The organism is Vibrio methylphosphonaticus, from assembly GCF_023634655.1.
Taxonomy (GTDB): Bacteria; Pseudomonadota; Gammaproteobacteria; order Enterobacterales; family Vibrionaceae; genus Vibrio; species Vibrio methylphosphonaticus.
In genome coordinates this window covers 1-1320 of sequence record NZ_JAMKMS010000056.1, presented here as the reverse complement: position 1 = coordinate 1320, position 1320 = coordinate 1, and the positions used below count along the sequence as shown (strand labels likewise).

The 1320-nt window shown below is 40.8% G+C and carries 1 protein-coding gene; it reads right to left on the bottom strand.

All coding sequences use genetic code 11. The annotated features are described in order from the left end of the window. Nucleotides 1-232: 232 nt before the first annotated feature. Nucleotides 233-1249 (bottom strand): IS110 family RNA-guided transposase, encoded by a 1017-nt coding sequence (locus M9196_RS23200; RefSeq protein WP_250619872.1) that lies wholly within the window; start codon nucleotides 1247-1249, stop codon nucleotides 233-235. Nucleotides 1250-1320: the final 71 nt, after the last annotated feature.

The following is a 1320-nucleotide window of genomic DNA, read 5'->3' as shown; positions in this document are numbered from 1 at the left end:
ATGTATGGTACGCCCCGTTTTGCAAGTGATAAATCAAAAATAACGGAGTTGGTTTGCGCTAATGTATTCAGAGTCTGTGTGAGACTTGCATTAGTCCCAGCTCTACGATGAGATCCGCGCCAGATTGTCCTCAAAAACGTGAAAGCATTCTATGTTGCTGTTCTGTCCATCAGGTCTTCAATCTGGTGGTCTAACCGTTTTGTCATCTTTATATATCATCTGCAAATCTGATTTATACTCTTATTTCAAAAGCTTTATGAGTCACCATTACTGACCATGCTATCCGAGCCAATTTGTTTGCTAAAGCAACAAGGGCTACATTGAATGGTTTCCGGCGCTTCAGGTCAATAAGCCAAGAGCCAAAGTAACGTTCAGCCGTCCCATCTCTCCAGATAACAGCCCTAGCAGCATGGACGAATAGTTCTCTAAGCTCTTTGTTTCCTCGTTTCGATATTCCGAGCATTCTTGATTTGCCACCAGTAGAATATTGATGTGGCGTTAAACCAATCCAAGCAGCAAAATTACGACCATTCGCAAAATCGGTAGGGTTCCCTACAGTTGACAAGCAACAAGAAGCTGTCATCGGCCCAATTCCTGGGACACTTTGTAAAAGAGTTAACAATTCATCGTCTTTCAGCAAGTTTTCTAATTTCTTTTCCTGCTCTTTAATCCATGTATTCAATTGATTGTAATGATCTAATTGTTCTCTAAGCTCCAAAATTAACATTGGTGGAACGGGTTCTTTATTATCGGCTAAATACTGAAATAGGTTCTTCATGTTGTGATGCCCTCTCGGAAAACTTATCCCAAACTCTAGGAGAATTGAACCTATCCTATTCATGCACGCTGTTCTTTCCTTGAGATAACCTGCTCTGATTTTTCGGACGACTGTACATACTTGGGCTAATTCACTTTTTGGAGAGACAAAGCGCATATTTGGACGCATTGAGGCTTCTGCAATTGCATCAGCGTCGATGAAGTCATTTTTGTTTGTTTTTACGTAAGGTTTAACATACTGAGCAGGAATCAATTTGACTTGATGTCCATAAGACTCACACCGCCTCGCCAACCAATGAGCACCACCACAAGCTTCCATCGCAACAATAACAGGTTCATGAACTGATAATAATTGAAGCAGCTTTTGTCTGTTAAGCTTCTTTCTGAAGACTTCTCTACCTGAGTAATCATGGCCGATAAGATGAAATGTGTTCTTTCCTAAATCGATACCGATAACGCGAATAGTAGTCATGATGGTCACCTTTATTTAACTGAACCTAACAATGTTAAGTTTAGCGTGTGGGGGGGCGTACCATCTTATTA